1 protein-coding gene is annotated in these 302 nt (G+C 59.6%); it reads left to right on the forward strand.

Going from position 1 to position 302, the window contains the following annotated elements:
• Positions 1 to 302, forward strand: a 302-nt coding sequence (locus tag C6A77_RS25605) for an immunoglobulin-like domain-containing protein (protein ID WP_161959698.1), incomplete at both ends; no start/stop codon positions are given.

Here is a 302-nt window from a genome sequence, read left to right on the forward strand (position 1 = left end):
CAAACCACGATCAATGATTCGGTCGATAACACCACTGCGACCCTGACTGCTTCGCCAAGCGTGACCGAAGGTGGCGTGATCACCTACACCGTGACCCTGAGCAATCCTGCCCAGACTCCGGTGACTGTGACCCTGTCCAATGGCCAGACCATTACCGTCGAAGCTGGCAAGACCCAGGGCAGTGTTGATTTCCAGACCCCGGCGAACGACGTCTACAACAACGGCTCGACCGTCAGCACCACTATCACCGGTGCTACTGGCGGCAACTTCGAGCAGCTGACGCCGAACCTGACGCCGGCCCA

It is taken from the genome of Pseudomonas sp. AFG_SD02_1510_Pfu_092 (genome assembly GCF_003331055.1).
Taxonomy (GTDB): domain Bacteria; phylum Pseudomonadota; class Gammaproteobacteria; order Pseudomonadales; family Pseudomonadaceae; genus Aquipseudomonas.